At 67.1% G+C, this 25214-nt stretch carries 18 protein-coding genes; 6 read left to right on the forward strand and 12 right to left on the reverse strand.

Annotation, left to right across the window (positions count from 1 at the left end):
- Positions 1-26 precede the first annotated feature (26 nt).
- The gene (locus tag BLU17_RS32530) at positions 27-200 is read left to right on the forward strand and encodes a hypothetical protein (RefSeq protein WP_176929153.1); all 174 of its coding nucleotides are present in this window, start codon (positions 27-29) and stop codon (positions 198-200) included.
- Here BLU17_RS32530 and BLU17_RS20410 read toward each other — a convergent pair.
- The 3 genes from BLU17_RS20410 to BLU17_RS20420 are packed head-to-tail and all read right to left on the reverse strand — an operon-like array spanning position 197 to position 4420.
- Positions 197-1696 carry an efflux transporter outer membrane subunit gene (locus BLU17_RS20410; RefSeq protein ID WP_092000667.1) on the reverse strand — a complete coding sequence of 500 codons (1500 nt, stop codon included), beginning with the start codon at positions 1694-1696 and terminating at the stop codon, positions 197-199. The genes BLU17_RS32530 and BLU17_RS20410 overlap by 4 nt on opposite strands.
- A gap of 14 nt (positions 1697-1710) precedes the next feature.
- The gene (locus BLU17_RS20415; protein ID WP_245746944.1) at positions 1711-3291 is read right to left on the reverse strand and encodes an MDR family MFS transporter; all 1581 of its coding nucleotides are present in this window, start codon (positions 3289-3291) and stop codon (positions 1711-1713) included.
- Positions 3284-4420 (reverse strand): HlyD family secretion protein, encoded by a 1137-nt coding sequence (locus tag BLU17_RS20420; RefSeq protein ID WP_092000421.1) that lies wholly within the window; start codon positions 4418-4420, stop codon positions 3284-3286. Before BLU17_RS20420 ends, BLU17_RS20415 begins: the two co-directional genes overlap by 8 nt.
- Before the next feature lie 96 nt (positions 4421-4516).
- Between BLU17_RS20420 and BLU17_RS20425 the strand changes: the two genes are divergently transcribed.
- The 4 genes from BLU17_RS20425 (at position 4517) to BLU17_RS20440 (ending at position 7340) form a co-directional block, all read left to right on the forward strand.
- Positions 4517-5239, forward strand: coding sequence for a CerR family C-terminal domain-containing protein (locus BLU17_RS20425; protein ID WP_092000424.1), 723 nt, complete (start codon positions 4517-4519; stop codon positions 5237-5239).
- A gap of 87 nt (positions 5240-5326) precedes the next feature.
- Positions 5327-5962 carry a LysE family translocator gene (locus BLU17_RS20430; RefSeq protein WP_092000427.1) on the forward strand — a complete coding sequence of 212 codons (636 nt, stop codon included), beginning with the start codon at positions 5327-5329 and terminating at the stop codon, positions 5960-5962.
- A gap of 102 nt (positions 5963-6064) precedes the next feature.
- Entirely contained in the window at positions 6065-6631 is a 567-nt protein-coding gene (locus tag BLU17_RS20435; RefSeq protein WP_092000430.1) for a TetR/AcrR family transcriptional regulator, read from the forward strand.
- 283 nt (positions 6632-6914) lie between these two features.
- On the forward strand, positions 6915-7340 hold the full coding sequence (locus tag BLU17_RS20440) for an organic hydroperoxide resistance protein (protein ID WP_092000433.1): 426 nt from the start codon (positions 6915-6917) through the stop codon (positions 7338-7340).
- A gap of 67 nt (positions 7341-7407) precedes the next feature.
- Here the strand turns inward: BLU17_RS20440 and recD are convergent, their stop codons facing one another.
- The 8 genes from recD to BLU17_RS20480 all read right to left on the reverse strand — a co-directional run bounded on the left by recD (position 7408) and on the right by BLU17_RS20480 (position 22728).
- Positions 7408-9624, reverse strand: a complete 2217-nt coding sequence (gene recD, locus BLU17_RS20445) for an exodeoxyribonuclease V subunit alpha (RefSeq protein ID WP_245746945.1) — start codon at positions 9622-9624, stop codon at positions 7408-7410.
- Entirely contained in the window at positions 9621-13445 is a 3825-nt protein-coding gene (gene recB, locus BLU17_RS20450) for an exodeoxyribonuclease V subunit beta (protein ID WP_092000436.1), read from the reverse strand. Before recB ends, recD begins: the two co-directional genes overlap by 4 nt.
- Positions 13442-17038, reverse strand: a complete 3597-nt coding sequence (recC, locus tag BLU17_RS20455) for an exodeoxyribonuclease V subunit gamma (RefSeq protein WP_245746946.1) — start codon at positions 17036-17038, stop codon at positions 13442-13444. Before recC ends, recB begins: the two co-directional genes overlap by 4 nt.
- Before the next feature lie 233 nt (positions 17039-17271).
- Positions 17272-18363, reverse strand: a complete 1092-nt coding sequence (locus BLU17_RS20460) for a sn-glycerol-3-phosphate import ATP-binding protein UgpC (protein ID WP_092000438.1) — start codon at positions 18361-18363, stop codon at positions 17272-17274.
- Positions 18364-18388: 25 nt separating this feature from the next.
- On the reverse strand, positions 18389-19234 hold the full coding sequence (gene ugpE, locus BLU17_RS20465; protein ID WP_092000441.1) for a sn-glycerol-3-phosphate ABC transporter permease UgpE: 846 nt from the start codon (positions 19232-19234) through the stop codon (positions 18389-18391).
- Between the two features lie 12 nt (positions 19235-19246).
- On the reverse strand, positions 19247-20128 hold the full coding sequence (gene ugpA / locus BLU17_RS20470; RefSeq protein ID WP_092000444.1) for a sn-glycerol-3-phosphate ABC transporter permease UgpA: 882 nt from the start codon (positions 20126-20128) through the stop codon (positions 19247-19249).
- Between the two features lie 295 nt (positions 20129-20423).
- A complete protein-coding gene (locus tag BLU17_RS20475; RefSeq protein ID WP_092000447.1) occupies positions 20424-21665 on the reverse strand; it encodes an NAD(P)/FAD-dependent oxidoreductase in 1242 nt (413 codons plus the stop codon).
- 154 nt (positions 21666-21819) lie between these two features.
- Positions 21820-22728, reverse strand: coding sequence for a glutamate/aspartate ABC transporter substrate-binding protein (locus BLU17_RS20480; protein WP_092000450.1), 909 nt, complete (start codon positions 22726-22728; stop codon positions 21820-21822).
- A gap of 232 nt (positions 22729-22960) precedes the next feature.
- On the opposite strand from BLU17_RS20480, the gene BLU17_RS20485 reads away from it, so the two are divergent.
- Positions 22961-23515, forward strand: coding sequence for a nucleoside 2-deoxyribosyltransferase (locus BLU17_RS20485; protein ID WP_092000453.1), 555 nt, complete (start codon positions 22961-22963; stop codon positions 23513-23515).
- On the opposite strand, the gene BLU17_RS20490 is transcribed toward BLU17_RS20485, so the two are convergent.
- The gene (locus tag BLU17_RS20490) at positions 23509-25182 is read right to left on the reverse strand and encodes a S10 family peptidase (RefSeq protein ID WP_092000456.1); all 1674 of its coding nucleotides are present in this window, start codon (positions 25180-25182) and stop codon (positions 23509-23511) included. The genes BLU17_RS20485 and BLU17_RS20490 overlap by 7 nt on opposite strands.
- Positions 25183-25214: the final 32 nt, after the last annotated feature.

Here is a 25214-nt window from a genome sequence, read left to right on the forward strand (position 1 = left end):
CACGTGGAGATCGAGACCGTTGCCAGGTGCAGATCGTGATCGAGGTAGCCCGACGCGAAGCCGACGAAAAGCGGCAACGCGGCGCCGACGCCAAGGCGCACTACGCGGCCCCGCTAAAGCGGGCCGGCGCGGCGATCTCGGCGCGGCCCGGTTATCGCACGCTCGCCGCGCGCGAACACGGGCCGGCCGAACCCGCTTAGCCCGGCGTCGCCGTCCCGGCCGTTTGCGAGGTTTGCCAGCCGAGACCCAAGCTCTTCTGCAGCGATACGAAGTCCTTGAGCAAATCGGCCTGGCCCGACACGACATTCTGCTGCGCGAGAAATTCCGCACGCTGCGTATCGAGCAGATCGACGAGGCTCGACGCGCCGGCGCGATAGCGTTGCCGCATGAGCGTCGCGGAACGCTCGGCCGACGTCTGCACCTTCTGCAACGTCACCAGATGCTCGCGCTGATAGCCATAGCGCGAGAGCGCCGCGTTCGCGTCCTGCAGCGCCGCGAGCACGGCCTTTTCGTAGCGCGCTTCGGCTTCGTCGCGCGAGGCCTCGGCGCCGCGCACCGCGCCGAGCGTGCGGCCGAAGTCGAGCACGTTCCACTGCAGATACGGCACGCCCACCCAGCTAAAGTTGCTCTTGCGGAACAGGTGTCCTGGCTCCGCGGCCGAAAAGCCGAGATCGCCGAACAACGTGAGCTTGGGCAGGAAGTCGGCAACGTGCTCGCCGATCTGCGCATTGCTCGACGCAAGACGCCGCTCGGCCGCGCGTATGTCGGGACGTTGGGCGAGCATCGTGTTGGGATCGCTCACGGCCACACTTACGGGCAGCACGGGCAGCGGCTGCGCCGTCGCGAGCTCGGCGTCGAGCGCGCCGGGCGCCTTGCCTGTGAGCACCGCCAGTTGATCCAGCGATATCTCCACTTGCGCCGCGAGCGGCGTGATCGTGGAGCGCGTGTTTTCCACCTGCGTGGTGAGCCGCTCCACGTCCACCTCGGCCGCGGTGCCGCCCGCGCGGCGCTGCTCGGTGAGCGTGAGCATTTCCTCCTGCAGTTGCGCCGTGCGCTGCGCGAGAGCAAGGCGCTGCTGCTCGTCGCGCAGGTCGATGTATGCCTGCGCCACTTCGGCCGCGAGCGATACCTGGGTGTCCGCAAGATCGGCGTCTACGGCTTGCGCCTCTTCGCTCGCCGCTTCCACGGCGCGGCGCGTACCGCCGAAGAGGTCGATTTCCCACGAGGCGTCGAACCCCGCCGTATAGAACGTGATGGGCCCGCGCCCCGAAGAGGCGCTCTGCCCCGAGTCGCCGCTCGACGACGACAAAGCGCTCAGGTCGGGCTGGCGCATGCGGATCGCCGCAGCGCTCGCACCGACCTTCGGCAGCTCGGCGGCGCGTTGCTGTTGCAGTTGCGCGCGCGATTCGCGCAGCCGCGCTTGCGCGGCGCGCAGATCGGGATTGTGTGCGAGCGCCGCATCGATCAGCGCATTCAGTTGCGCGTCGTTCAGCGCGAGCCACCATTGGCTCGGCGCGCGCGCGGGCGTCACGCCTTGCGCCGGCGTGCGCACGAACGAGGCCGCGCGCGCCGCGTCCGGAGCGACGGCAGGTGCGCCGCGATAGTCGGGCCCCACGGTGCAGGCGCCCAACGCGCACGCCGCCGCAAGCACGCTCAGCGCCGCGAATGGAAATCGGGAGTAACGGGTTGCCGTCATGGGTTGGATCATCTTCAGTGGCCGGCAGACGACGCCTGCGCGCGCGGCTGCGGCTTCTTGAGCAGAAGCGCGAGCGGCACGCACGCCGCCAGCGCAATGCCGAGCAGCCAGAATGTTTCGGAATACGTAATGACCATCGATTGCTGCTGGATTTGCGCAGCGATCTGGCCGAGCGAGCGCATCTGCGAGTACGCCATGTCGCCGGTCTGCGCGAACCAGTTGGCCGCGCCCGCGGCCACGCGCTCCTGCCCGATCAGCGAATTGGCGCTGACCGATTCGCGCAGCACGGCCGTGTGGAAGGCCTCGCGTCTGTCGATGAGCGTGCCGATGATCGCAAGCCCAACCGAGCCGCCCAGATTGCGCGCCATGTTGTAGAGCCCGGCCGCATCGCCGGAATCCTCGCGCGAGACGGCCGCCATCGACGCCTGGTTGAGCGGCATCATCGCCAGCATCTGCGCCACGCCGCGAACGAGTTGCGACCATACGAAGTCGTGACCCACGCTTTGCGCCGTGAGCGAAATGTCGAGCATGCAGCTCAGCGTGAAGAGCAGCAGCCCGGACACCACCAGCACGCGAAAATCCACCTTGCCGAGCAGGCGCGGCAGTATCGGCATCACGAGGAATGCGGGTAGCCCCGAAAGCAGCATGATGGCGCCCGCCTGCTCCGCGTTGTAGCCGGCGACGAGGCTCAGAAATTGCGGCAGCAAGTAAGAGATGCCGTAAAGGCCCGCCCCCACCGCGAACACGATGACGATCACGCTCGCATAGCGCGGATTGCGCATGAGCGAAAGGCGCAGGATGGGCTTTTTCGCCGTGAACTGCGAAAGCGCGATGAGGGCCATGCCTGCTAGCGAGACCCACGTGAGCGCGACGATGAAGTGCGACTCGAACCAGCGCTCGCGCTGGCCCTCCTCGAGCACGACGGTCAGCGAGCTCAGGCCCACCGCCAGCCCGACGATGCCGAGCCAGTCCGCCTTGAGAAACGCCTCCCAGTGCGGCCGGTCGGGTTCGAGCCCGACCACGAGCAGCGTGATGAGCGCAAGACACACCGGCAGGTTGATGAAGAAGCACCAGCTCCAGCTGATGTTCTCGGCGAGCCAGCCGCCGACCACGGGGCCGAGCAACGGGCCCAGCAGCACGATCAGGCCGAATACGGTCATGCCCACGGGCAGTTGCGAAAGCGGCAGACGCGTGCGGATGATGGTCTGGCCGGTGGGAATCATCGCGCCGCCCGTGAAGCCCTGGCCGATACGGCCCGCGATCATCACCCCGAGCGTGTTCGACCAGCCGCACATCATCGAGAAGCCGATGAAGAGCGCCGAGTTCGCGAGCAGGAAATTTCGCAGTCCGAACACGCGCGTAAGCCATGCGGCAAGCGGAATCATCACGATCTCGGACATGAGGTAACCCGTGGAGATCCACGTGCCCTCGGTGCCCGTTGCGCCGATCGCGCCCTGGATCTGCGGAAGGGCCGAGTTGGTGATGGAGATGTCGAGCGTCGCCATCAGCGCGCCGAGCGCGCCCGCCGCGACGGCGATCCAGTCGGCCGCGCTCGCGCGCTCGCCGTGCGGATGCGGCGCCGCTGCGTCAGCCACGATGATTTTCCTGATCGATGCGACGATCGTCGTCGCGCGCCGAGCGCGTGTCGACATCGACGGTCACGGACATGCCCGGCAGCAGCACGCCGCGCGTCTCGGGCCCCGTTTCGAGGCGGATGCGCACCGGCACGCGCTGCACGATCTTCGTGAAGTTGCCGGTGGCGTTCTCGGGGGGCAGCAGCGCGAACTGCGCGCCGGTGCCGGGAGAGAAGCTGTCCACCACGCCGTGCAGCGTGTGGGCGGGCAACGCGTCGACGTGCAATTCCACGGGCTGACCCGCCCGCATGCGGCCGATCTGCGTTTCCTTGAAGTTCGCCGTGAGGTAGGTGCTCTGTACCGGCACGACCGCCAGCATGCGCGTGCCGGGCTGCACATACTGGCCCACGCGCACGGTGCGGTCGCCCACGCGGCCCGCGAGCGCGCTCTTCACCACGGTGTTGTCGAGGTCGAGCTGCGACTGAGCGGCATTCGCGCGGGCCGCCTCGAGCTGCGCGCGCGCCTGCGAAAGCTGCGCCTCGAGCGCGGCGATCTGCGAGCGCGCGGACGTGACGGCGGCTGCGTCGGCGGCGAGCGTGGCCTGCGCCTGGTCGCGGTTGCTCTTGAGTTCGGCGAGCCGCTCGGTCGTTTCCGCACCCGTGGCCGCGAGCGGCGTGTAGCGCGCCACTTCGTCGTTCGCGTGACGCAGACTCACCTGCGCGACCTGCTGCTGAGCCTGCGCCTGAGCAACGTTCGCGCGCTGCTGCTCGATTTGCGCCTGCGCATGCTCGATGTCCGCGATGCGGGCGTCGACAGTCGCGCGCGCCTGGTCGAGCGCCACCTGATACTGGCGCGCGTCGAGCTTGACCAACGGATCGCCCGCCTTCACGGCCTGGTTGTCGGCCACGTAGACGTCGGTCACGTAGCCGCTCACCTTCGGGGCGATCGTCACGCTGTCGGCCTGGAGATAGGCGTCGTCGGTGGATTCGATGAAGCGGCCGACCACCCACCAGTGCCCGAGCCACACCGCTGCGGCGACGAGCGCGGCAAGGCCCAGCAGCATCAGGAGGGTTCGTTTCGCGCCGCGCCGCGCGGGCGCAGCGGCGGCGTCCGGCACGTCGCGTCCGGGCGCGCCTGCAGTCGTAGACATGTCGTTGGGATCTCAATTTATTCCAGTCGGCAAAATTATTCCATCCGGAAAAATTGTGTCAAGTGTTATATTTCGCGGGGATACGAAAGGAAACCCATGAGCGAAGGCAAGAAACTGCGGCGCCCGCCCGAAGGAGGCTATGCGCGCGGCGACGAAACGCGGCGCAAGATCGTCGAGGCGGCCATCGGCCTGTTCGGGCAGCACGGCTTCGACGGCGCCTCCACGCGCGACATCGCGGCCCGCGCGGGCGTGAACGCGCCGGCGCTGCAGTACTACTTCGAGAACAAGGAAGGCCTCTATCGCGCTTGTGCCGAGTCCATCGCCGACGAGTCGTGGCATGCCTTCGAACCCGCGGTACTGCGCGCACGCAAGGCACTCGCGGACAATGCCGGCACCGAAGCGCTGATCGATGCCTTCATCGACATCCAGGCCGCCGTCGCCGATCGCACGTTCGTCAAGCGCCACGAGCCGGACCAGCGGCTCTTTTTCGCGCGCGAACAGGGCGGCGGCGAGCCCGAGATCGGCTCGGAAATCCTCCGCAAGCGCGTGCGCACGCCGCTCAACGACATCAACGTGGAACTGCTCGAGCGCATCACCGGCATGCCGGCGCGCGATCCGCTTACCGTCGTGCGCATGTTCAGCCTGTACGGGCAATTTCTGCTTTTCTTCATCGCGCGCCGCTCGACGCTCTCGATGCTCGGTTGGGACGACATCGACGCCGCGAAGGCCGAATTCCTGAAGTCGAGTATCGCGGAGCAAACGCGCGTGCTGTTGCGCCACTGGAACCGCGAGCGCGGCGCCGGCAATCGCTCGGGATAACCGGCTCGTTCAGACGGGGCACGCGCTCGCGGCAGACTACTGGCGTGATAGTGTTCTGGGTTCCCGTTCCAGCCTGGAGTCGCCCACATGTCTCCCCTCGCCGCCGTTGCCAGCATTCTCCTCGCCGTACTGCTTGGGGCCATGAGTCCCGGGCCGAGCTTCGTCCTCGTTGCCCGCAATTCGATTGGCCTGTCACGCCGCGACGGCGTGGCTACCGCGCTCGGCATGGGCACCGGCGCGATCTGTTTTGCGGGCGTCGCGCTCGCCGGGCTCTATACAGTGCTCGCCACCGTTGCCTGGCTGTACGCCGCGCTGAAAATCGCGGGTGGCGCCTATCTGCTCTACATCGCTTCGCGCATCTGGCGCGGCGCCGGCACGCCGGTCGCGGTGAGCAAGACCGCCGCGCCGGGCGAGCGCCCCGGCAAGTCGTACTGGAGCGGCCTCACCACCCAGTTGAGCAATCCGAAAACGGCCATCGCGTATGGCAGCATCTTCGTCGCGCTGCTGCCGCACGACCCGCCGCTCTGGTGCTATTTCGCGTTGCCGCCGCTCGTGTTCGCGATCGAAACGGGCTGGTACACGGTCGTGGCACTGTGCTTCTCGAGCCAGCGCCCGCGCGATCTTTACCTGCGCGCCAAGCACTGGATCGACCGCATTGCGGCCGGCGCCATCGCGGCGCTCGGCCTGCGCCTCATTTTCAGCGCCGGTCAGCGCGGAATCTGAGGTCGCCATGGGGGCGGCTTTGCAACGGCCGCGCCCCACGCAGCGGAAATTTTTTTGCAGGCCCGCTTGACAATCTATCTTCCAGTAGATAAATTGAAGTCCATGGAAACGAAACTGACCGTGCGGGAGCAGATTCTCGACCACGCCATCACGCTCATGATGCTGCGCGGCTACAACGGCTTCAGCTACCGCGACCTGTCCGAACTGGTGGGCGTGAAAACGTCGAGCATCCACTATTACTTTCCCTCGAAAGACGACCTGGTGCTCGAAGCCGTGAACCAGTACAGCGACGAGGTGATGACGGGACTGCAATCCGTCGATGCGGCGCTGCCGGCGGGCGAAAAGCTCACTGTATACACGCGCTTGTTCGGCAAGACGCTGGGCGACGGCGACCAGATCTGCCTGTGCGGCATGCTGGCGGCCGACATCGAGTCGCTGCCCGAAAGCGTGCGCCATGCCGTGCAGGCATTCTTCCGCGCCAACGAAAGCTGGCTCGCCACTGTGCTGGCGCAGGGCGCGAAGGAAGGCACCCTGGTCGTAAGGGGCAAACCGGAAAGCGCCGCTCGCACGCTGTTCGCGGCGTTGCAGGGTAGCGTGCTGGCAAGCCGCCTGTTTCACACGAAGTCGCGCCTCGAAGATGTGGAAGCCATGTGGCGCGTGGCTCAATGAAACACCGGACTCATAACGCGGGGCGGCCTGCCGCCTCCTTTTTTTGAACCTCCAAATCTATCTTCTGATAGATAGCTTGAAAGAGGCGCATCATGAACGTGTTTCCGCGACCCGAAATCTATCTTTTAATAGATAGATCCGTAGATTGACGATCGTGAACCCGTACGCGTTGCCCTCCTTCTGCTGGACCGTGGCGCACATGGCTGTCGCCTGGCGCCATTAGTTTGAAAGCTGTATCAGCCGCACCCTCAACCCAACGTCATTGCTCAACAAGGAGTCTGTCATGTCGATCGAAAAAGTCCTCTACCGCGCCGAAGCCAACGTCACCGGAGGCCGCGACGGCCGCGCCGTCATTCCGGCCAGCCATCTGGATCTCAAACTCACCACGCCGCGCGAACTCGGCGGGGCAGGCGGCGACGGCACGAACCCGGAGCAGCTCTTCGCGGCCGGCTACAGCGCGTGCTTCATCGGTGCCATGAAGTTCGTCTCGGCGCGCGACAAGATCGCGCTGCCCGCCGATCTCTCGATCACCGGCAATGTGGGCATCGGCCAGATTCCGAATGGCTTCGGCATTGAAGTCGAACTGAAGATTTCGCTGCCCGGCATGGATCGCGCGGCCGCCCAGGCGCTCGTCGACAAGGCGCACATCGTGTGTCCGTACTCGAACGCCACGCGCGGCAACATCGACGTGACGCTCACGATCGTATAAGCCGCGAGCGCCGCGCAAGACGGTTCAAGGGCCGCCAATGAGCGGCCCTTGCCGTTTCGCCGACGCGTCACGCCGATTGTGCGTCCCGCGCGAGTCCCGCCATGAGGCCGCTGGCCCGCTGAACCTTGGCGAGCACCGCGCGATCGAGCACGGTGCGTCCCTCGGGCACGGCGAGCGTGAGAAACGAGCGCGCGCGCGTGATGCCGGTGTAGACGAGTTCGCGCGTGAGAATCGGGCTGTAAGTGTCGGGCAGCGCGAGCGCCGCGTGCGTGAACTCGGAGCCCTGCGACTTGTGGACGGTGAGCGCAAACACGGTTTCGACGCCCTGCAGGCGGCCAGGCGACACCCACTTCACGCCGCCCGAGCCGTCGCCCGCGGGAAACGCCACGCGCAACATGGACGGCTCGTCCGCCGCGACGGGCAGATCGAGCGCGATGCCGATATCGCCGTTCATGAGCCCGAGCTCGTAGTCGTTGTGCGTGACGAGCACGGGCCGGCCCGCGTACCAGTCGCCGCGCGGCTCGATCAGCCCTTCTTCGTGCAGCAGGCGCACGACGCGCCGGTTCAGGCCTTCGACGCCCCACGGGCCGCGCCGCAGCGCGCACAGCAGTTGAAATGCGCCGTGCGCCTCGAGCACGGCGGCGGCCCAGGCGGCCAGCGCTTCGGGGGTCGCGCCCGGCGCCGGCCGTGTTGCTCGCATCGTCTCCAGGTAGTGACGGTAGCCGTGGCGCCGCGCGTGGACCGCGCCGTCCTCGCCCACGCGGCCGTCGACGATGAGCGCGCGCAGCGGGCCGTCGTCGGTTGCGGGGCACACGAGCCGCGCAAGGTCTTCGTGACCGCGCGCCCAGATCTTCGCTACGCCCACCGCGTCCCCCGCATTGACGAGTTCGGCCAGCGCGCCGATACCGCTTTCCGACGCGAAGCGATGACTCTCGCGCAGCATCGCGATGGCCTGGTCGAGCGGCAGGCCATGCGCATCGAGCATGGCGGGATCGATGCGCTCGCCCGTGGCCGTTTCGAGCCAGGCGCGCGTCGCTTGCGTGTAGTGCCCCTCGCGCGCGCGGTCGCAAAGCTCGCCCAGCACGGCCCCCGCCTCGACCGACGCAAGCTGGTCCTTGTCGCCGAGCAGGATCAGGCGTGCCGTGGGCGGCAGCGCGTCGAGCACGGCGGCCATCATTTCGAGGTCGACCATCGAGGCCTCGTCGATCACGAGCACGTCCACAGGCAGCGGATTCGCGGCGTCATGCCGAAAGCGCCGGCTGCCGGGCCGTGTGCCCAGCACGCGATGCAGCGTGGTCACGACGGTCGGAATCGCGTTGCGCAGCGCCGCGGCGTCCACGTGTGCCTGCAGCGCACCGAACGGCAGCCGTTCCACCGCGCCAGCGATCGACTCGTTCAGGCGCGCCGCCGCCTTGCCGGTGGGCGCCGCGAGCCGGATGCGCAACGGTCGCGCAGCGGGCGCACGCCGCCCCGCGCGGCCGAGCGCCAGCGTCTGCAGGAGTGCCAACAATCGGACGACCGTCGTCGTCTTACCCGTCCCCGGCCCGCCTGTGACGATGCTGAACGCGCTGCGCGCAGCCAGCGCGCACGCGAGCTTTTGCCAGTCGGCGGCTCGCGAATCCTGCCGTTCTGGCGGCTTGCCGCCACGCGGCGCGAACAGCGCGTCGAGCGCCGCGCGCGCGACGTCCAGCGGCAACGCTGCTTCGAGCTGCGCGGCGCGTGCGAGCCGGCGCTCGATTCCTTCGCGCACGTCCTGCTCGTATTGCCAGTAACGCCGCAGATAAAGCCTCGTGCCCGCAAGCACGAGGGGCGTGTTGCCCTCGCCGTCCGCCGTCTCCTCGCTCACCAGGTCCGGCACCGCGAGCGCGCCGCGCCACTGCGCGAGCGTGACGCCCGCCAGCACCTCGGCAGGCGGCTGGGCAGGTTCGGCGGCGAGCCATTGTGGCCCGTCAGGCGGCAAAGAAAGCGCGAACGCCGGGTCGTCGAGCGTGGCCTTCAGGTCGAGACAGACGTGACCGCGCCCGAGCTGGTGGCTCGCAAGCGCGGCCGCCAGCAGCAGGAGCGGCGGCCCGTGCGGCGCCTCGGTCCACAAAAAGCGGGCGAACGCGGCATCGAGCGTGCGCAGCCAGCCGCGCTCCACCCAGTTGTCGAGCACGCCCAGCATCTGCGCCGCCGAATTACGCGCGCCGCTTCGCGTGGGTTCCGGCGCGGGCTCGGGCATATCCAGGTTCGCGAACAGATCGCCGGTAACGCCGTCCGGCACTTTTAAGCGGCGCCTCGTCATGCCACATCCTCCAGCGCATCGCGACGCGCGAAGAGCGCGTCGATTCGTTCGATCAGCTCGCGTGGCGGACGCTCGCAATGCAGCCCCTGCCCCGGCGCATGGCCGCCGCGCAGGAACAGATATACGGCGCCGCCCACGTGGCGGTCGTAGTCGTAGTCGGGCAGCCGCGCCTTGAGCAGCCGATGCAGCGCGAACAGATAGAGCGCGTATTGCAGCTCGTAGCGCGAATGCAGGATCTGCGCGCGCATTTTCGCGGCCGTATAGGAAGCGTCGTCGGGGCCGAGCCAGTTCGACTTGTAGTCGGCCACGTAATAGCGGCCTTCGTGCTCGAACACGAGATCGATGAAGCCCTTGAGCATACCGTTGAGCGTGGCGGCGTCGAGCGCGGGACGCGCCTCGCCGTCGAGGGTGAACGCCGTGACGAGCATGTCGAGTTCGTGCGCGTCGACTGCATGCGCCGTCACCCAGAACTCCAGCTCTGGCATGTACGAACCGAGCGCCGCGAACGCAACCGGCGCGACGCTTTCGCCGTCGACGTCCGGCAAGCGCAGCGGCGTGCGCACGAGCTCCAGCATCCACGCCCCAAGCGGCTCGATCCAGTGCGACCAGCCACGCACGTTGCAGCGGCGCGCGACCATGTCGCGCACGCGGGCTTCGTCCTGCGCGATTTCGGCGAAGCCTTCGTTTGCCGCCCATTCCATCAGCTCGTGCAGGAAACTGCCGGCGTCCGCGCCGCGCTCGAACCCGTGCATGGGCGCAAGCGCGGGCGTGACGAGCGCTTGCCGGCTGCTTTCGAAAGCTTCGTCCTCGTCGGGCGGCACGCTCGCTTCGAGCAGTTCGAGGAAGACGTCCTCGCTGCGCGTATCGGGCACACTGCGCGCTTCATCTGCTTCGACGGGAATACCCGAACCGATCGACGCATCGATCGTCTTCAGGCTCGAATAGCTCGCGATCCACCAGCGCTCGCGCTCGCGATACGCGAGCGAGCGCGCGCGTCCACGCACGACGCCCGCGTCGCGCAACGCAAGCACGTCCCGACGCGGTTCGGGCGCCGACGCCACGTCGATATCCGCGCACGGACCGCGCAGGGCGTCCAGGCATGCTTCGATCTCCTCAGCAGGCACGGCAGCGCCGCCATTGATGAGATAACCGAACGCGCTCGCTTCGACGCCCTGCACCGGTCCATAGCCGATCCACGTCGCGTAACGCGCGCGCGTCAGCGCGACGTAGAGCTTGCGCAGATCTTCGCCGAGGCGCTCGTGATCGGCTTGACGCAGCACGCGCGCGTCGGCTTCGAGCGTCACGCGCAACTCGCCCTTGTCGTCGTGCCATTTGAACGGCACGTCATCGGGCTTCACCGCGCGATGCGCACATGCGAACGGCAGGAACACGAGCGGATATTCCAGGCCTTTCGACTTGTGAATCGTGACGACTTGCACGAGGCCCGCGTCGCTCTCCAGACGCAACTGACGCGCGTCGCCCCCTCCGCCCGCGGTTTCGTCCACGCGCTGCTCGTCCAGGTAGCGAATCAGCGCATGCTCGCCGTCGAGCTGCGTGCTCGCCTGCTGCAGCAGTTCGGCCAGATGCAGCAGATTGGTGAGCGCGCGCTCGCCGTTCAGGCCGGCGGCGCTGACCTCGCCCAGCAAGCGCTGCGGCACGTGAAAGTCGTTGAAAAGACGCCGCAGCATGGGCAACACGCCCTTCTTGCGCCAGCACTCGCGGTACTCGCGAAACTGCATCACGCGCGCTTCCCATGCGATCTCGTCGCGGCCGAGCAGATCGAGTTCCGCCCATTCGAGCCCGAGCGTGGGCGCGGCGAGCGCCGTGCGCACGAGACGGCCGTCGTCGGGCTCGGCGCAGGCCGCGAGCCAGTAGCGCAGCTCTTCTGCCTGCGGCGTCTGGTACACCGAATCGCGGTCGGAGAGATAGACGCTGCGCACGCCGCGCGCGGCCAGCGCCTCGCGTATCGCGCGCGCCTCGTCGCGGTTGTTGACGAGCACGGCCATGTCGGCGGGCTGCAATGGCCGCAAGCCACGCTCGCCATCGAACCCCGCGGCGCCCTCCTGGCCGAGGTTGAGCAGGCGCACCATCCCGGTCGCGCAACTCGCGGCCATGTCCGCAAGATACGCGCTCTTGCTCAGCGGCTTGCCGTCCGCTGCCGGAGGCAGCCACCAGACGTTGAGCGCCGGCAGCGACGCGCCGGCGGCGACCAGCGTCTCCGGTCGCCCGTGCGCATCGGCGGGGACGAACGGCAAGGCGTTCTCGCCGCCATCGGGACTGCGAAACAAAAATGCCCCGCTACCCTCGGGACGCGACTCCGCGGCCTCGAAGCAGCGGTTCACGGCGGCGACCATCGTGCGCGTGGAGCGGAAGTTCTTCTTGAGCGTATAGAGCCGCCCCTCGCAGGCGCGGCGCGCGCGCAGATACGTGTAAATGTCCGCGCCGCGAAACGCATAGATGGCCTGCTTCGGGTCGCCGATCAAGACGATTGCTGTCTCGGTGTCATGCTCGGCGATACGATAAATCGCATCGAAGATCTGATACTGGACCGGGTCCGTGTCCTGGAATTCGTCGATCAGCGCAACGGGGTACTGCTTGCGGATGATCTGGGCGAGGCGCGCGCCGTTCTCGCGCTGCAACGCGGCACGCAAGCGCGTGAGCAGATCGTCGAAGCCCATTTGCGAGCGGCGCGCCTCTTCTTCCTCGAAGCGGCGCGCCACCCAGCGCGCCGCGTGGCACAGCAGGTCCTGCCTGGCCTCGGGCGGCGAGGCCAGCGACTCGCGCAGCGTTTCCATCGCCACGAAGGCGTCATGCGCGGGCGGCTCGCCCTTCGTCCAGATTTCCGCGAGTCCGGCCGGCGTGAGGCGCGTCCAGACGGCGGCCTTGTCATCGAAGCCCGGATGCGCAGAGTCGGGGTCGCCGGCCCAGTCGCGCAGCTTGCCGATCCATGTTTCGCAATGCCTGGAATTGAGTTTTCTGGCGTCGAACTGCTTTGCCGCGCGCGCCGCGTTCAGGAGCGCCTCGACCTCGTCGATCCAGACGCGCCACGGCGCCTTCAGCGTTTCGAGTTCGTCGCGCGCGCGCTGTCGTGCGTCCCGAAGCGCCGTCTCGGGGTCGCACGCATCGGGCAGCAGGTCGGTGTGGGCGAGCAGTCCGCGCATCGCCTTGTGCAAGTCGTCGGGGCTCGCGAACCATGCCCTCACTTCGGCGGCGCTCTGTGCATCGAGCGGCGCCATGAAGGTGCGCCAGTAGTCGCGCACCACCTCGGCGCGCAATTCGCTCTGGTCCGTCTCCAGCGTCTGCGAAAACAGGCTGTCGCTGTCGAACGCGTGCTCGCTCAGCATGCGATTGCACCAGCCGTGAATCGTCGAGACCGCGGCCTCGTCCATCCACTCGGCCGCGAGTTGCAGGCGGCGCGCGCAGGCGGGCCACTGCTCCGGCGCATAGTCCGCGCGCAAGTCGTGCAGCAAGTCTTCGCCGGGCTCATGATCGGGCACGTCATCGGGATCGGCGCGAAAACACCCGGCCGCTTCGATGAGGCGTGCGCGAATGCGCTCGCGCAACTCCTTCGTGGCCGCGTCGGTAAACGTCACGACAAGAATCTCGGGCGGCGTGAGCGGACGACCTGCCGTGCGCGCCTCGTCATCGGCATCGTTGCCTGCCGCATGGAGCGCGCCGTGGCCGAGCACGAGGCGCACGTATAGCATCGCGATGGTGAAGGTCTTGCCCGTGCCCGCGCTCGCTTCGATCAGGCGGCTGCCATAAAGCGGAAAGCGCAGCGGGTCCAGCACTTTGGCGTCGTTGTTGCCGAGCGGATTCATGCAGTTTCTCCAGCGTCGCTCGAGGCGCGCTTCGCACGCGACGACGCGAGCGGCGCGCGCGATACCGGCAGCAGCAGCCGCGTGGCGAGCACGACGAAATCGTCGTGCGCGGCGAGCGCTTCGAAGTCGGCAAACGCGCGGCGCAAGTAGGCGTTCGTGTCCCGCTCTCCCGGCGTCCGGCCGTTGCCCTCATAGGCCCCGCGCGCGGCTTCCCACGCTTCGGCGGGCACCGAAGCGCGCGCGCCGTCGAAAGAATCGGGCAGTTTGCGCAGCCACGCGAACGCGGTTTTCACGGCTAGCGGCAAGGGCCGGCGCGCACCGTCGTCCCATGCGGCCAGTAACGCGAGCAGATAGTCGCGCGCAACCGCCGGCTCGAGGGGTGCGAACTCCGCCACGCCCACCTTGCTCACGATCACCGTCGTCACCGGCCCGGCAGCGATCTGCGCGGCCACGTGCGCGACCCAATACGGCACGAGACGATCGCCACGGTAGCGGTTGTCCTTCACGAGCGTGCCCGGTTCGAGAATCACGCGGCCGAGCGCGCCTTCCGGGCCCGCGCGCAGATCGCTGAGCCAGTCGTCGAGCGACAATATGCGTCCGTCCAGCGTCGCATCAAGACGAATTTCGTATTGATGCTCGAGCGGATCGGGCCAGCGCGCGAGCGCCTTGCGATATTCGGCGAAAAGCTCCGGCATGGGCGCGAGCAGTTCTTCGCCGATCACCTCGCCGAAACCGCCGGTTGCGAGGTCGCCGCTGCGATGCATGCGTTCGAGGCGCGCGAGCGCGGCCGGTTCGAGATCGGCTTCGCCGCGCTCCATTGCCGCGAGCTGGGCGCGAATCAGTTCGCCTTGCAACTGCCACGCCTGCAACGCGTCCACTTCGAAGGGCTCGTGATTCTCGCTCGCCGCGTCCTCGCTTTCGAAGGCGACGCGCAAGCGCTGCCGGAAAAAGCTGCGCACCGGATCGCGCAGGAATTCGCCGAGTTCGCTTATCGACAGCGGCTCATCGCGCTCGGGCGCGGACAGTGCCGCTGCGCGCGCGCTGTCCCGAGGCTGCGGCACAGGCGTGCCCCACTCGTGCGCATACGTGTAGAGCGTCGCTGCTTCAGGCTGCGCCGGAAAATAGTCCGGGCTGAACGGCTGCAAACGATGCTCGATCGTCAACGCGTCGAGCAGCGCTTCGCCGCCGCCCGCTTCATTGCCCGCTTCATTGCCCGCGAGCCGCCAGCCCGCCTTGAGATGATCGCGTAGCTGTCCGACCAGCACGGAGGGCGGGCGTGGCGTGTTGTCGGTCACGCTGCGCCCGATCCACGAAACATGCAGATGGTCGCGCGCCGAGAGCAGCGCTTCGAGGAACAGGTAGCGGTCGTCCTCGCGGCGCGAGCGGTCACCGGGGCGATAGTCGCGGCGCATGAGGTCGAAATCGAGCGGCGTGCGGCTGCGCGGATAATCGCCGTCGTTCATGCCGAGCAGGCACACGCGGCGAAACGGAATGGCCCGCATGGGCATGAGCGTGGCGAAGGTCACGGCGCCCGCGAAGAAGCGCTGCGACAGGCCGCCGCCTTCGAGCGCCGCGAGCCAGTTCTCCGACACGATGGCGAGCGGCAACGGCTGCGTGAGCGCTGCCTCGTCGCAGGCTTCGCGCCACGTTTCGAGCGCGCCGTCCAGACGGTCGAGCGTGTAGGCGTCTTCGCCGTCGCCGGCCGAAAAGAAGGCCGTCTTCAACGCGCGCAGACGTTCGCACCACACCTCGACCGTGGCCGGCTCGCTCAGCGTGCGCCATGCGTGGTCGAGCGCGTCGACGAGCCGCGTGAGCGGGCCGAGCAACGCCGCGTCGAGCCCGCCGATCTCGCTGTACGGCTCGATGCCGCGCCATGCGCCGGCACGCTCGCCCGCCGCGTAGCCCAGAAGCATGCGCCTCAGACCGAACGCCCAGCTATTGGGCGCGCTCAGCTCGTCGGCCTGGGGCAGCCCGAGGCTCGCGCGCTGCGCCGCGTGCAGGCCCCAGCGGATATTTGCGCCGTCGATCCAGTTGCGCAACTTGGGCACGTCCTCCGCGTCGATGCCGAAGCGCGTGCGCACCGCGGGCACTTCGAGCAGATCGAGCACGTCGCTCACCGTCACGCGCGAGTACGGCAACGCAAGCAGCATCTCGAGCGCGCCGATGAGCGGATCGAATGCGCGCTGCGCGCGGTCCGCCACGCTGAACGGCATGCTGCGCGGGTCGCTGGCGTCGAGCAGGCCGAACACGGCCTGGATATGCGGCGCATAGACCTCGATGTCGGGCACCATCACGATCACGTCGCGCGGACGCAGCGTGGGGTCGGCCGCGAACGCGGCGAGCAGCCGGTCGTGCAGGATCTCCACCTCGCGCTGCGCACTGTGCGCGACGTGAAAGCGAATTGATTCGTCATCCTGCACATCGACGGGTTCCCAGTGCTCGCGCGTCTCGTCGAGCGGACGCAGGTCGCGAATGTCGTCCTGCAACTGCTGGAGCAGCGTGAGCGCGTCTTCGCCGTCGAACAGATCGATACGCTGGCCAATGCGCGTGAAGTGCGGCGTATAGGTTTCGCGTGCCTCGTCGCTATCGTATTCGTCGAGAAGGCCGATGAAGTCGCGCCCCTGCTTGCCCCATGCGGCGAGCAGCGGCTGCGCATGCAGATGCAGGTGCGCCTCGTCGAGTTGCGCTGGCGCGCCCGCGCGGCGGCGCTGGCGCGCGTGGCGCGCGCGCAGCAGATCCTGATCGGCGACGATGTCGGCCCAATAGTGCATGCACGGGTTGTGCACGCACATGAGCACCTGGCTCCAGCGCGCGAGCGCGGCGAGCACTTCGACCGACTGGCGCGGCAGGCTCGAAATGCCGAACACGACGAGCCGGCGCGGCAATTCCCTGGGCCGGGCATCGCCGTCCCGCCACGCCTGCGCGCGCGCCATGAACGCCTCGTGCACGGCCGCGCGGCCCGTATCGCGCAAGCCGATGCCGTCCGCTGCCTGCGCGCTCACGTCCGCGAGCAAGGCGCGCCAGAGCGCCGCCTGCCAGCGCGCTTCTTCAGGCAACGCGACGCGCGCGTTGCGCGCATCGATCAACACGTCCTCGTGCGCCGCCCACGCGGCGAGCCAGTCGGAGCGATAGACCTGGTATTGGTCGAGCAGGTCGGCCACGCGCTGCGCGAGCTGGAAACACTTGCGCTGGTCCTCGTCGTTCGCCATGAAGCGCTTGAGCGGCGCGTAGCCCGGTTCGTCCAGCAGCGCGGGCAGCATGCGCATGAGGCGCCAGACGAGACGCGACTTGTCGAACGGCGAAACCGCGGGCACCGCGTCGTTGCCGAGCACGGCGCGATATGCCTGCCATAAAAATCGCGACGGCAGCGACATTTCGAGCGCCGCCGCAATACCGCAGCCGCCCGCCTCGGGATCGGCGGCGAACGCGAGCTTGAGCCATTGCGCGATCCCGTTGCTCTGCACGAGAAACATTTCCTTCTCGAGCGGCGCGAGCGGATTCTGGCCGATCCACTGCACGATCAGGTCGCGCATGCGCTCGGGCTGATTGCCGTGAACGAGCATCAGCCCCGTGGGCAGTTCGCGCGCGCTCAAGCGAGGCTCCGGTGCGCGGCGCGTGCGCGACGTGCGCTCGGCGCGGTCGGGGCGAGGAAGCGAAGATGAGGGATTGCGGCCATGTCGCCAGTTCGTGTGTGTTGCGCGTGTTGCTTGCGTTGCCGATTCGGATTGCGCAGGCGGCGGGTGGCCTGCACGATGCGACAGTTTAAGACAATCGAGGCCGCAGCGAGCGGCGCATTCTCGCACAGGCCACGGCTTTTTTTGGTGTTTCAGCCGAGACGCGCGCCCGTCGCCGGATCGAAGAAATGCAGCCGCGCGGGCGGCAGGTGCAGCGCGAGCCTCTCGCCGCGCGCGGGCCGCGTCTCGTGCGGCAGACGCACCACCACATCGGCGCTGCCCCAGCGCCCGTGCGCGAGGTTGTCGGCGCCGAGCAGCTCGCAGGTCTCGACTTCGAGCGTGACGGCCTCGGCCGCCGCCCGCGCCGACGCAGCGCGCGCAGGCATATGCTCGGGCCGCACGCCGAGCACGCATTGCGCGCCCTTCGGCAGCCACGCGGGCGGCTCCGCAAGCGGCAGATGCGGACCATTGCCCGCAATTTCGAAGCGGCGCCCGTCGTCGCTCACGCGCCCGTGCAACAGGTTCATCGCCGGCGAGCCGATGAAGCTCGCCACGAACATCGAGGCGGGCCGGTCGTAGACCTCGCCCGGCGTGCCGATCTGCTCCGCACGACCGCCGTTGAGCACCATCACGCGCTGCGCGAGTGTCATCGCCTCGATCTGATCGTGTGTGACGTAGAGGCTCGTCGTACGAAGGCGCGCATGCAAACGCTGGATTTCGAGGCGCATCTGCACGCGCAGCTTCGCATCGAGGTTCGAAAGCGGCTCGTCGAACAGGAACACCGAAGGCTCGCGCACGATCGCCCGCCCCATGGCCACGCGCTGGCGCTGCCCGCCCGAAAGCTCGCGCGGCTTGCGCTCAAGCAGGGTGCCCAGTTCGAGGATTTCGGCGGCCGCCGCGACGCGCGCGTCGATCGTCTTGCGGTCGAATCCTTGCAGCTTCAGGCTGTAGCCCATGTTGCGCGCGACCGTCATGTGCGGATAAAGCGCGTAGTTCTGGAACACCATGGCGATGTCGCGATCCTTGGGCTCCACGCGATTGACCACCTTTTCGCCGATCGAAATCTCGCCCGACGTGACGGCCTCCAGACCCGCCACCATGCGCAGCAACGTCGATTTCCCGCAGCCCGACGGCCCCACGAGCACCATGAACTCGCCGTCCGCCACCTGCACGTCGATGCCGTGCAGAACCTGCTGCGCGCCGTCGTACGACTTCGTCACGCCGCGGATGCTCAGTGCCGCCATGCCGTCTCCCGAATTGCGTCCATTCTCACTTCTCCACGTCCACGAGGCCGCGCACGAACCAGCGCTGCATGGCCAGCACGACCACGAGCGGCGGCAACATGGCGATCATCGTCGCGCACATCACGAGATGCCATTGCGTGGCCGCGTCGCCGCTCGAAATCATGCTCTTGATGCCGACCACGGCGGTCGTCATCGAGGCCGTGCTCGACATGAGAATCGGCCATAGATACTGGTTCCAGCCGTAAATGAACGTGATGACGAAAAGCGAAGCGATGTTCGTTTTCGAAAGCGGCAGCACGACGTCCCAGAAAAAACGCAGCGGTCCCGCGCCGTCGATGCGCGCCGCCTCGATCAACTCGTTGGGCAGCGTGAGGAAGAACTGGCGGAACAGGAACGTAGCCGTGGCCGAGGCGATGAGCGGCAGCGTGAGGCCCGCGTAGGTGTTCGTGAGATGCAGCGTCGCCGCGACCTGCACCGTGGGGAAGATGCGCACTTCCACGGGCAGCATGAGCGTCACGAAGATGAGCCAGAACGCGAGACGCCGGAACGGAAAGCGGAAAAACACGATCGCGTAGGCCGAGATGATCGAAATGGCGATCTTGCCCGCCGAAATCACGAGCGCCGTGATGACGCTGTTCATCAGCATCGCGCCGAACGGACTCGCCGCGCTGCCCGTGCCCACGTTCCACACCGTGTCGATGTTCGCAAGCAGGTGCGTGCCGGGCACGAGCGGGAGCGGCACCGTGAAGACTTGCTTTTCGTTCATCGTGGCCGCGCAAAACGCCACGTACACGGGGAACGCCACCACCGCCACGCCGAGCAGCAGCATGACGTGGCAGAACAGGTTGAAGTATTTGCGGTTCTCGACCATGAGCAGCAGGCCCTAGTACTGGACCCGTCGTTCGATGAAGCGGAACTGGAAGATCGTGAGCGCCGTGACGATCAGCATCAGCACGACCGACTGCGCACCCGAACTGCCGATGTCGAGACCGCGAAACCCTTCGTCGAAGATCTTGTAGACGAGCGTGCGCGTGGCCTGGCCGGGTCCGCCGCCCGTTGCCGCGTCGATCACAGGGAAAGTATCGAACAGCGCATAGACCACGTTCACGACGAGCAGAAAGAAGCTCGTGGGCGAGAGCAGCGGAAACGCGACACCGAAAAAGCGCCGCACGGGCCCCGCGCCGTCGATGGCGGCCGCCTCGAAGAGCGATTGGGGAATCGACTGCAGGCCCGCATAGAAGAACAGGAAGTTGTAGCTGATCTGCTGCCAGACCGATGCGATCACAACGAGCGCCATGGCCTGGCCGGGGTTGAGCGCGTGATTCCATACCAGGCCCAAGCGCGCGAGCCCGAAGGTCAGGAGGCCGATGCTCGGGTTGAACAGGAAGCCCCACAACACGGCGGCGATGACGGGCGCGACCGCATACGGCCAGATCAGGAGCGTCTGATAGAAGCGTTTGCCGCGCGTCACGTGGTGCGCCATGGCTGCGAGCAGCAGCGAGATGGCGAGGCCGCCGAACGTGACGAACGCGGTGAAGACGAGCGTGGTCCTGATCGAGCCCAGATAGAGCGGATCGCGCAGGAGCCGTGCGAAGTTGGCGAGCCCGACGAAGACGGACGACGTGCCGAAGGCATCCTCGGCCTGGGTGGACTGCACCAGCGCGACGCCGGCCGGCCAGAGGAAAAAGATCACGGTCACCGCAAGCTGCGGGCCGACGAGCAGATAAGGCAGCAGGCTCGCCCCGAAGCGGGAGCGTTGTTCCATTGCGTGACTCTCCTCGAATCGCGGCGTTCGTCATGACGCGAACGCCGTGTGGCGCGGCTTGCCGGTCTGCGTGATGGTCTGGATATGCCGCCTGGCCGGCCGCGCCGCGTTCGCATTCTAGCCGAGACGCCGCGGTTCGAGACGCAATTCGTATCGATGCGTATCGATTCGTATCGGTTAGCTCTTCAATGAGCCACGACACAGACTCCGGCCCGAATCCCCGCGCGCCAGGCTGGCGCGCGAAGATCGTCGCGATCGCAGACTGGCGGGTCGCAACCGTTCCCGCCGCAACGGCTCATGCGAGCGCCGCGGCGGCAAATTTACCCATGTCCGTGCCCGGATCGCGCAACGCTTCCACATCGAGCTTCACGCCCTTGCCCACGAGCTTCTTGCCGCAGAGGAAATCGGGCATCGAGTTGATCGCGTCCACGGCTAGCAGCGCACGGTCCTTGAGGTAATACACCGCGAAGCGGCGCGCGGCCGGATCGCCGCGCACGATCGCCTCGTCGTAGCCTTCGATGAGGCCCACGGTCTGCAGCTTGAGGTCGTACTGATCGGACCAGAACCACGGCGCGTCGCACGCGGGCCGCGGCTTGCCGACAATCGCCGCGGCCGCCAGCTTCGCCTGCTCCACCGCGTTGTGCACGCTTTCCAGACGCCCGGCGCAGCCATAGTGCGCAAGCGGCCGGTGCGCGCAATCGCCGATGGCGAACACGTCGGGGTCGCTCGTGCGCGCGTCGTCGTCCACCTGGATGCCGTTGGCGCACGTAATGCCCGCCGCCTTCGCGAGCGCCTCGTCAGGCAGAATGCCGATGCCCACCAGCGCGAGCGTGGCCGGCACGGTCTCGCCGCCTGCGAGCTTCACACCCGTGAGCTTGCCGCCCTCGCCTACGAGCGCCTCGATCTTCGCGTTCAGGCGCAGGTCGACGCCCTGCGCGCGATGCTCGTTCGCGTAGAACGCCGACACGGTCTCGCCCGTCACGCGGCCAAGCACGCGCGGAGCGGCTTCGAGCACCGTCACCGCGTGGCCGAGCTGACGCGCTGCTGCCGCCGCTTCGAGGCCGATGTAACCCGCGCCGATCACCACGAGCTTCTCGCCCGGCTTCACGCGCGCGCGCAGCACGTCCGCGTCGGCGAGCGAGCGCAGCGCGATCACGCCCGCGAGATCATGGCCCGGCACCGTCAAAGCACGCGGCGTCGAGCCGGTCGCGAGAATCAGCTTGTCGTATTGAATCCGGCTGCCGTCGGCAAGCGTGAGCGTGCGGTTCGCGCGATCGATCGAGCGCGCGCTCACGCCGAGCTTCAATTCGATGCGCTGCTCGTCGTAGAACGCGCGCGGCTTCAGCCAGAGGCGATCGACTTCGGCCTCGCCCTTCAAATAGGCCTTGCTGAGCGGCGGCCGGTGATAAGGCGGCACAGGCTCTTCGCCGACCAGCACGACGCGGCCGCCAAACCCATATTGACGCAGCAGCGCCGCAGCGTTGCCGCCTGCGTGCCCTGCCCCGACGATCACCACCGTGCCGCCATCTTCTTGCATGTCCGCTCCCGCATTCTTCCGTTCGTCGATTCGTCGCGCGCATGAGCGGCGCGGACCCATGCGCGCTTCGCGACGTTAGCGCCGATGAGCCCGCTGCGCCGCCCGGCGCATCAGGAACGAGATCATCTCATGGTTCGCGCGCGCGCCCGGCGCGCTAGTCGAAGGGCCCGTCGTTCGGCGCCGCGTAGCGCGCGCGCAATTGCTCGCTCATCGGGAACTGGAAGTTCGCGCCCTTCGGCGGCACCGGCTTTTCGAACCACTTCGCGTACATCGCGTCGATTTCGCCGCTCTTCATGAGCGACGCCATCGTATCGTCCACGAGCTGCCGGAATTCGGGATCGCCGTTGCGCATCATGAAGCCATACGCCTCCGAAGACTGCGGCGTGCCGACGATCACCCAGTCGTCAGGCTTAGCCGTGAGCGAGCGCGTACCGGCCAGCAGCACGTCGTCCATCATGTAGGCCACCGCGCGGCCCGATTCGAGCACTGCGCGCCCCTCGCCGTAGTCGCGCGCGCTGACGATGCGCATATTCATCTGCTTCTCGACATTCATGCGGCGCAAGATGCGTTCGGACGTGGTGCCCTGATTCGTGAGCACCGTCTTGCCCGCGAGATCGGGGAAGTCGTGAATGCCCGAGTCCTTGCGCGTCAGCAGGCGCGTGGTCGCGACGAAGAACGTATCGGAGAACGTGACCTGCGCCTGGCGCGCCTTCAGATTGGTCGTGACGCCGCACTCGAGATCCACGGTGCCGTTCTGCACGAGCGGAATGCGGTTTTGCGACGTGACGGGAATGAAGCGCACCTGGAGGTTCGGGCGCATCGTCTTTGCTTTCACCGCATCGATAATCTTGTCGCAGATGTCCTGCGAAAACCCGGTCACCTGATTCTCGCCGATAACGTACGAGAACGGCACCGAAGTCTCGCGATAGCCGATGGCGATGATATTCGCCGCGCGGATTTTCTCGAGCGTGGGCTGCGCGACCTGCGCGGCCGCCGGCGCCAGCAGCGAAACGCACGGCGCGACGGCCCAGCAGGCCAGCGCCAGCCATTTCAGTCGGTTCATGAACGGGGCCTCGTCATCGTCTTGTGTGGCCGCCTCGGGCGGCCGAATTCGGGATTTGCGTCGATCATCGCACACTACGCGCGAAATACCAGTCGCTTCGAACGTTTTAAGCCTCTGCCGAAAATTCCACGCCATTTACCTGGCAGTTCGAACGAAATAAAGTCGCGCTAGAATTGGCGAACCGGCACACGACGCATTCCGTATCGAACCCCCGCATGGAGAACCGCGCGCCATGAATTCTGCCCCGCTGCCCCGCCGTCCGCGCATCTATCTCGCCGGCTTCGACGTTTTCCGGCGCGACGCGCGCGAGCACGGCGCGCGCCTCGTCGCCTGGTGCGAGGAATACGGCTTCGAAGGCGTGTATCCGCTCGACGCGCAGGCGCCCGCGAACCTCGAGAGCCCGCGCAAGGCCGCATGGATCTATCGCGCGAACGTCGATGCAATCCGCGCCGCCGACATCGTCATGGCCAACGTGAGCGATTTTCGCGGCCCCGGCGAGCCCGACTCCGGCACCGCGTTCGAGATCGGCTACGCGGCCGCGCTCGGCAAGGAAATCTGGGCCTATACATCCGACCTGGGTACGCTCGTCGAACGCGTGCCTTCCGTGCCCGACGCGCAAGGGCGCGTATGCGAACGTGGCTACCTCGTGGAAGATTTCGGCCTCGGCAAGAACCTGATGATCGCGTGCGCGGCGCATCTCGTGCAGGGCGACGCGCGCGCATGCCTCGAAGCGATGGCGCAGGGGCGCACGCCACAAGCGCGCGCCCGAACACAGACGAATCAGTGATGCATGGTGCTCATCGTGTTCATGCGCTGGAGCGCGCGAATGCGCGCCACTGCCGGCCGGTCCGTCACCGCGCGTTGATAGAGCTTTGCGAGGTCGGCCTTGAGCGCCGTGCGTGAGCCGGCGTCGAGATACACCATGTGCCCCGAGGGATAAAAGCGCGCGCTCAGGTTGTTGCGCACCTTCTGGTCGGCGAGCGGCATTTTCTGCAGGTCGATCACGGTCTGGTAGAACGGCGTGACGAAATCGTAGTAGCCGTTCGCGGAAAGCACGCGCAAATCGGGGTTCAGCGCCATCACCGCCGCGAGATCGCCCGCCGTGTAGAGCACGATATTGCCCTGCGCGTCGAGGCCCTTTTGTGCGCCTGTCGGGTCGATGTGGCCGAAGTTCCAGTTCTTGAACGCCTCGTCGTTGAGGTCCGTGAACGACGAGTTCGAACGGAACTTGAGCTGCTCGTTCAGGTAGCTGTTCCACATCGCCGTATACACGCCGCTCACCGCCGTCATGGTGGGGTCGTTGCCGCCCGAGTTCGGATCGATGTTGCCGGCAATGCCCGTGTCGATGGCGGTCACGCGGCCATCGTACGAACCCAGCGCAACGCCCTTGTCCTTCAGGAGCGTGGTGAGAAAGAGAGCGTTGCCGCGGCTGTCGTAGGAGGCAATGTCGAGATTCCACGACTCGAGCGTTTGCGTGTCGATGCCCGTGTATTGCGAAAGCGTTTCGAGCGTGGCGGGAATCGACTTGTCTTTCGCGTCGGGAAACTTTGCAAGCGCCTGCAAATAGTCGGTGCGCGCGAACTGGGCAACCTGCTCCGCGAACGCCTGTAAATCCTTCGGCGCGGGCTTCACTCCAAGGCGCTTGTGAAACCACGCGTCGGCGGCCGCCGTGGGCAGCGCGCCGACCGGATTGCCGCTTTGCGTGTAATCGAGTATCGACGACTGCAGCGTGATGCCGTTCAGGTCCACGCCGTCTTCGTGCAGCCGGTAGGCAAGCACGCAGCTGCGCGCCGTGCCGTACGACTCGCCGTAAAGAAACTTCGGCGAATTCCAGCGATCGTTCGCCGTGAGGTAGCGCTTGATGAACTGCTTGAGCGAGTCGGCGTCCTGATCGACGCCCCAGAAATCGCGGTTGTGATGCGGCGCGATCGCGGCCGAATAGCCGGTGCCGACCGGATTGACGAACACGAGATCGCTCCTGTCGAGCAGGCTGTCCGGGTTGTCCTCGAGCGCATAGGGCGCGGGCGGCGTGAAGCCCGGCATAGACGTCTTGATGCGCCTGGGCGCGAACGAGCCGAGCAGCACGAACACCGACGACGAACCCGGCCCGCCGTTGTAGAAGAACGTGACGGGCCGGTCCTGCGCCTGCACGCCGTCCTTGGTGAACGCCACGTAGAAAATCTTCGCGTTGGGCTGCGAGCTGCTCGGGTCGACGGTGACGAGATGGCCGGCCGTCGCCGTATAGGCAATGGCTTCGTTGCCGATCTGGATGGCGTGATGCGTGATCGCGGCATTCTCGGTCATGTCGGTGACGAAGTCGTCGGGACCGTTGCCGTAAGCGGTGGGATCGAAGCACGGCTGGTCGGTCTGGGTGCGGTGCTTGCCGTTGCCGCTCGCGGGGCCGGCCGCTCGAGCCCCGCCGTTGCCGTTGGTGGACTGCGCTTCGTCGTTCATATCGTCTCCACTTCTGTATGTTCGCGATTGAG

It is taken from the genome of Paraburkholderia lycopersici, assembly GCF_900096975.1.
GTDB classification, from domain to species: domain Bacteria; phylum Pseudomonadota; class Gammaproteobacteria; order Burkholderiales; family Burkholderiaceae; genus Paraburkholderia; species Paraburkholderia lycopersici.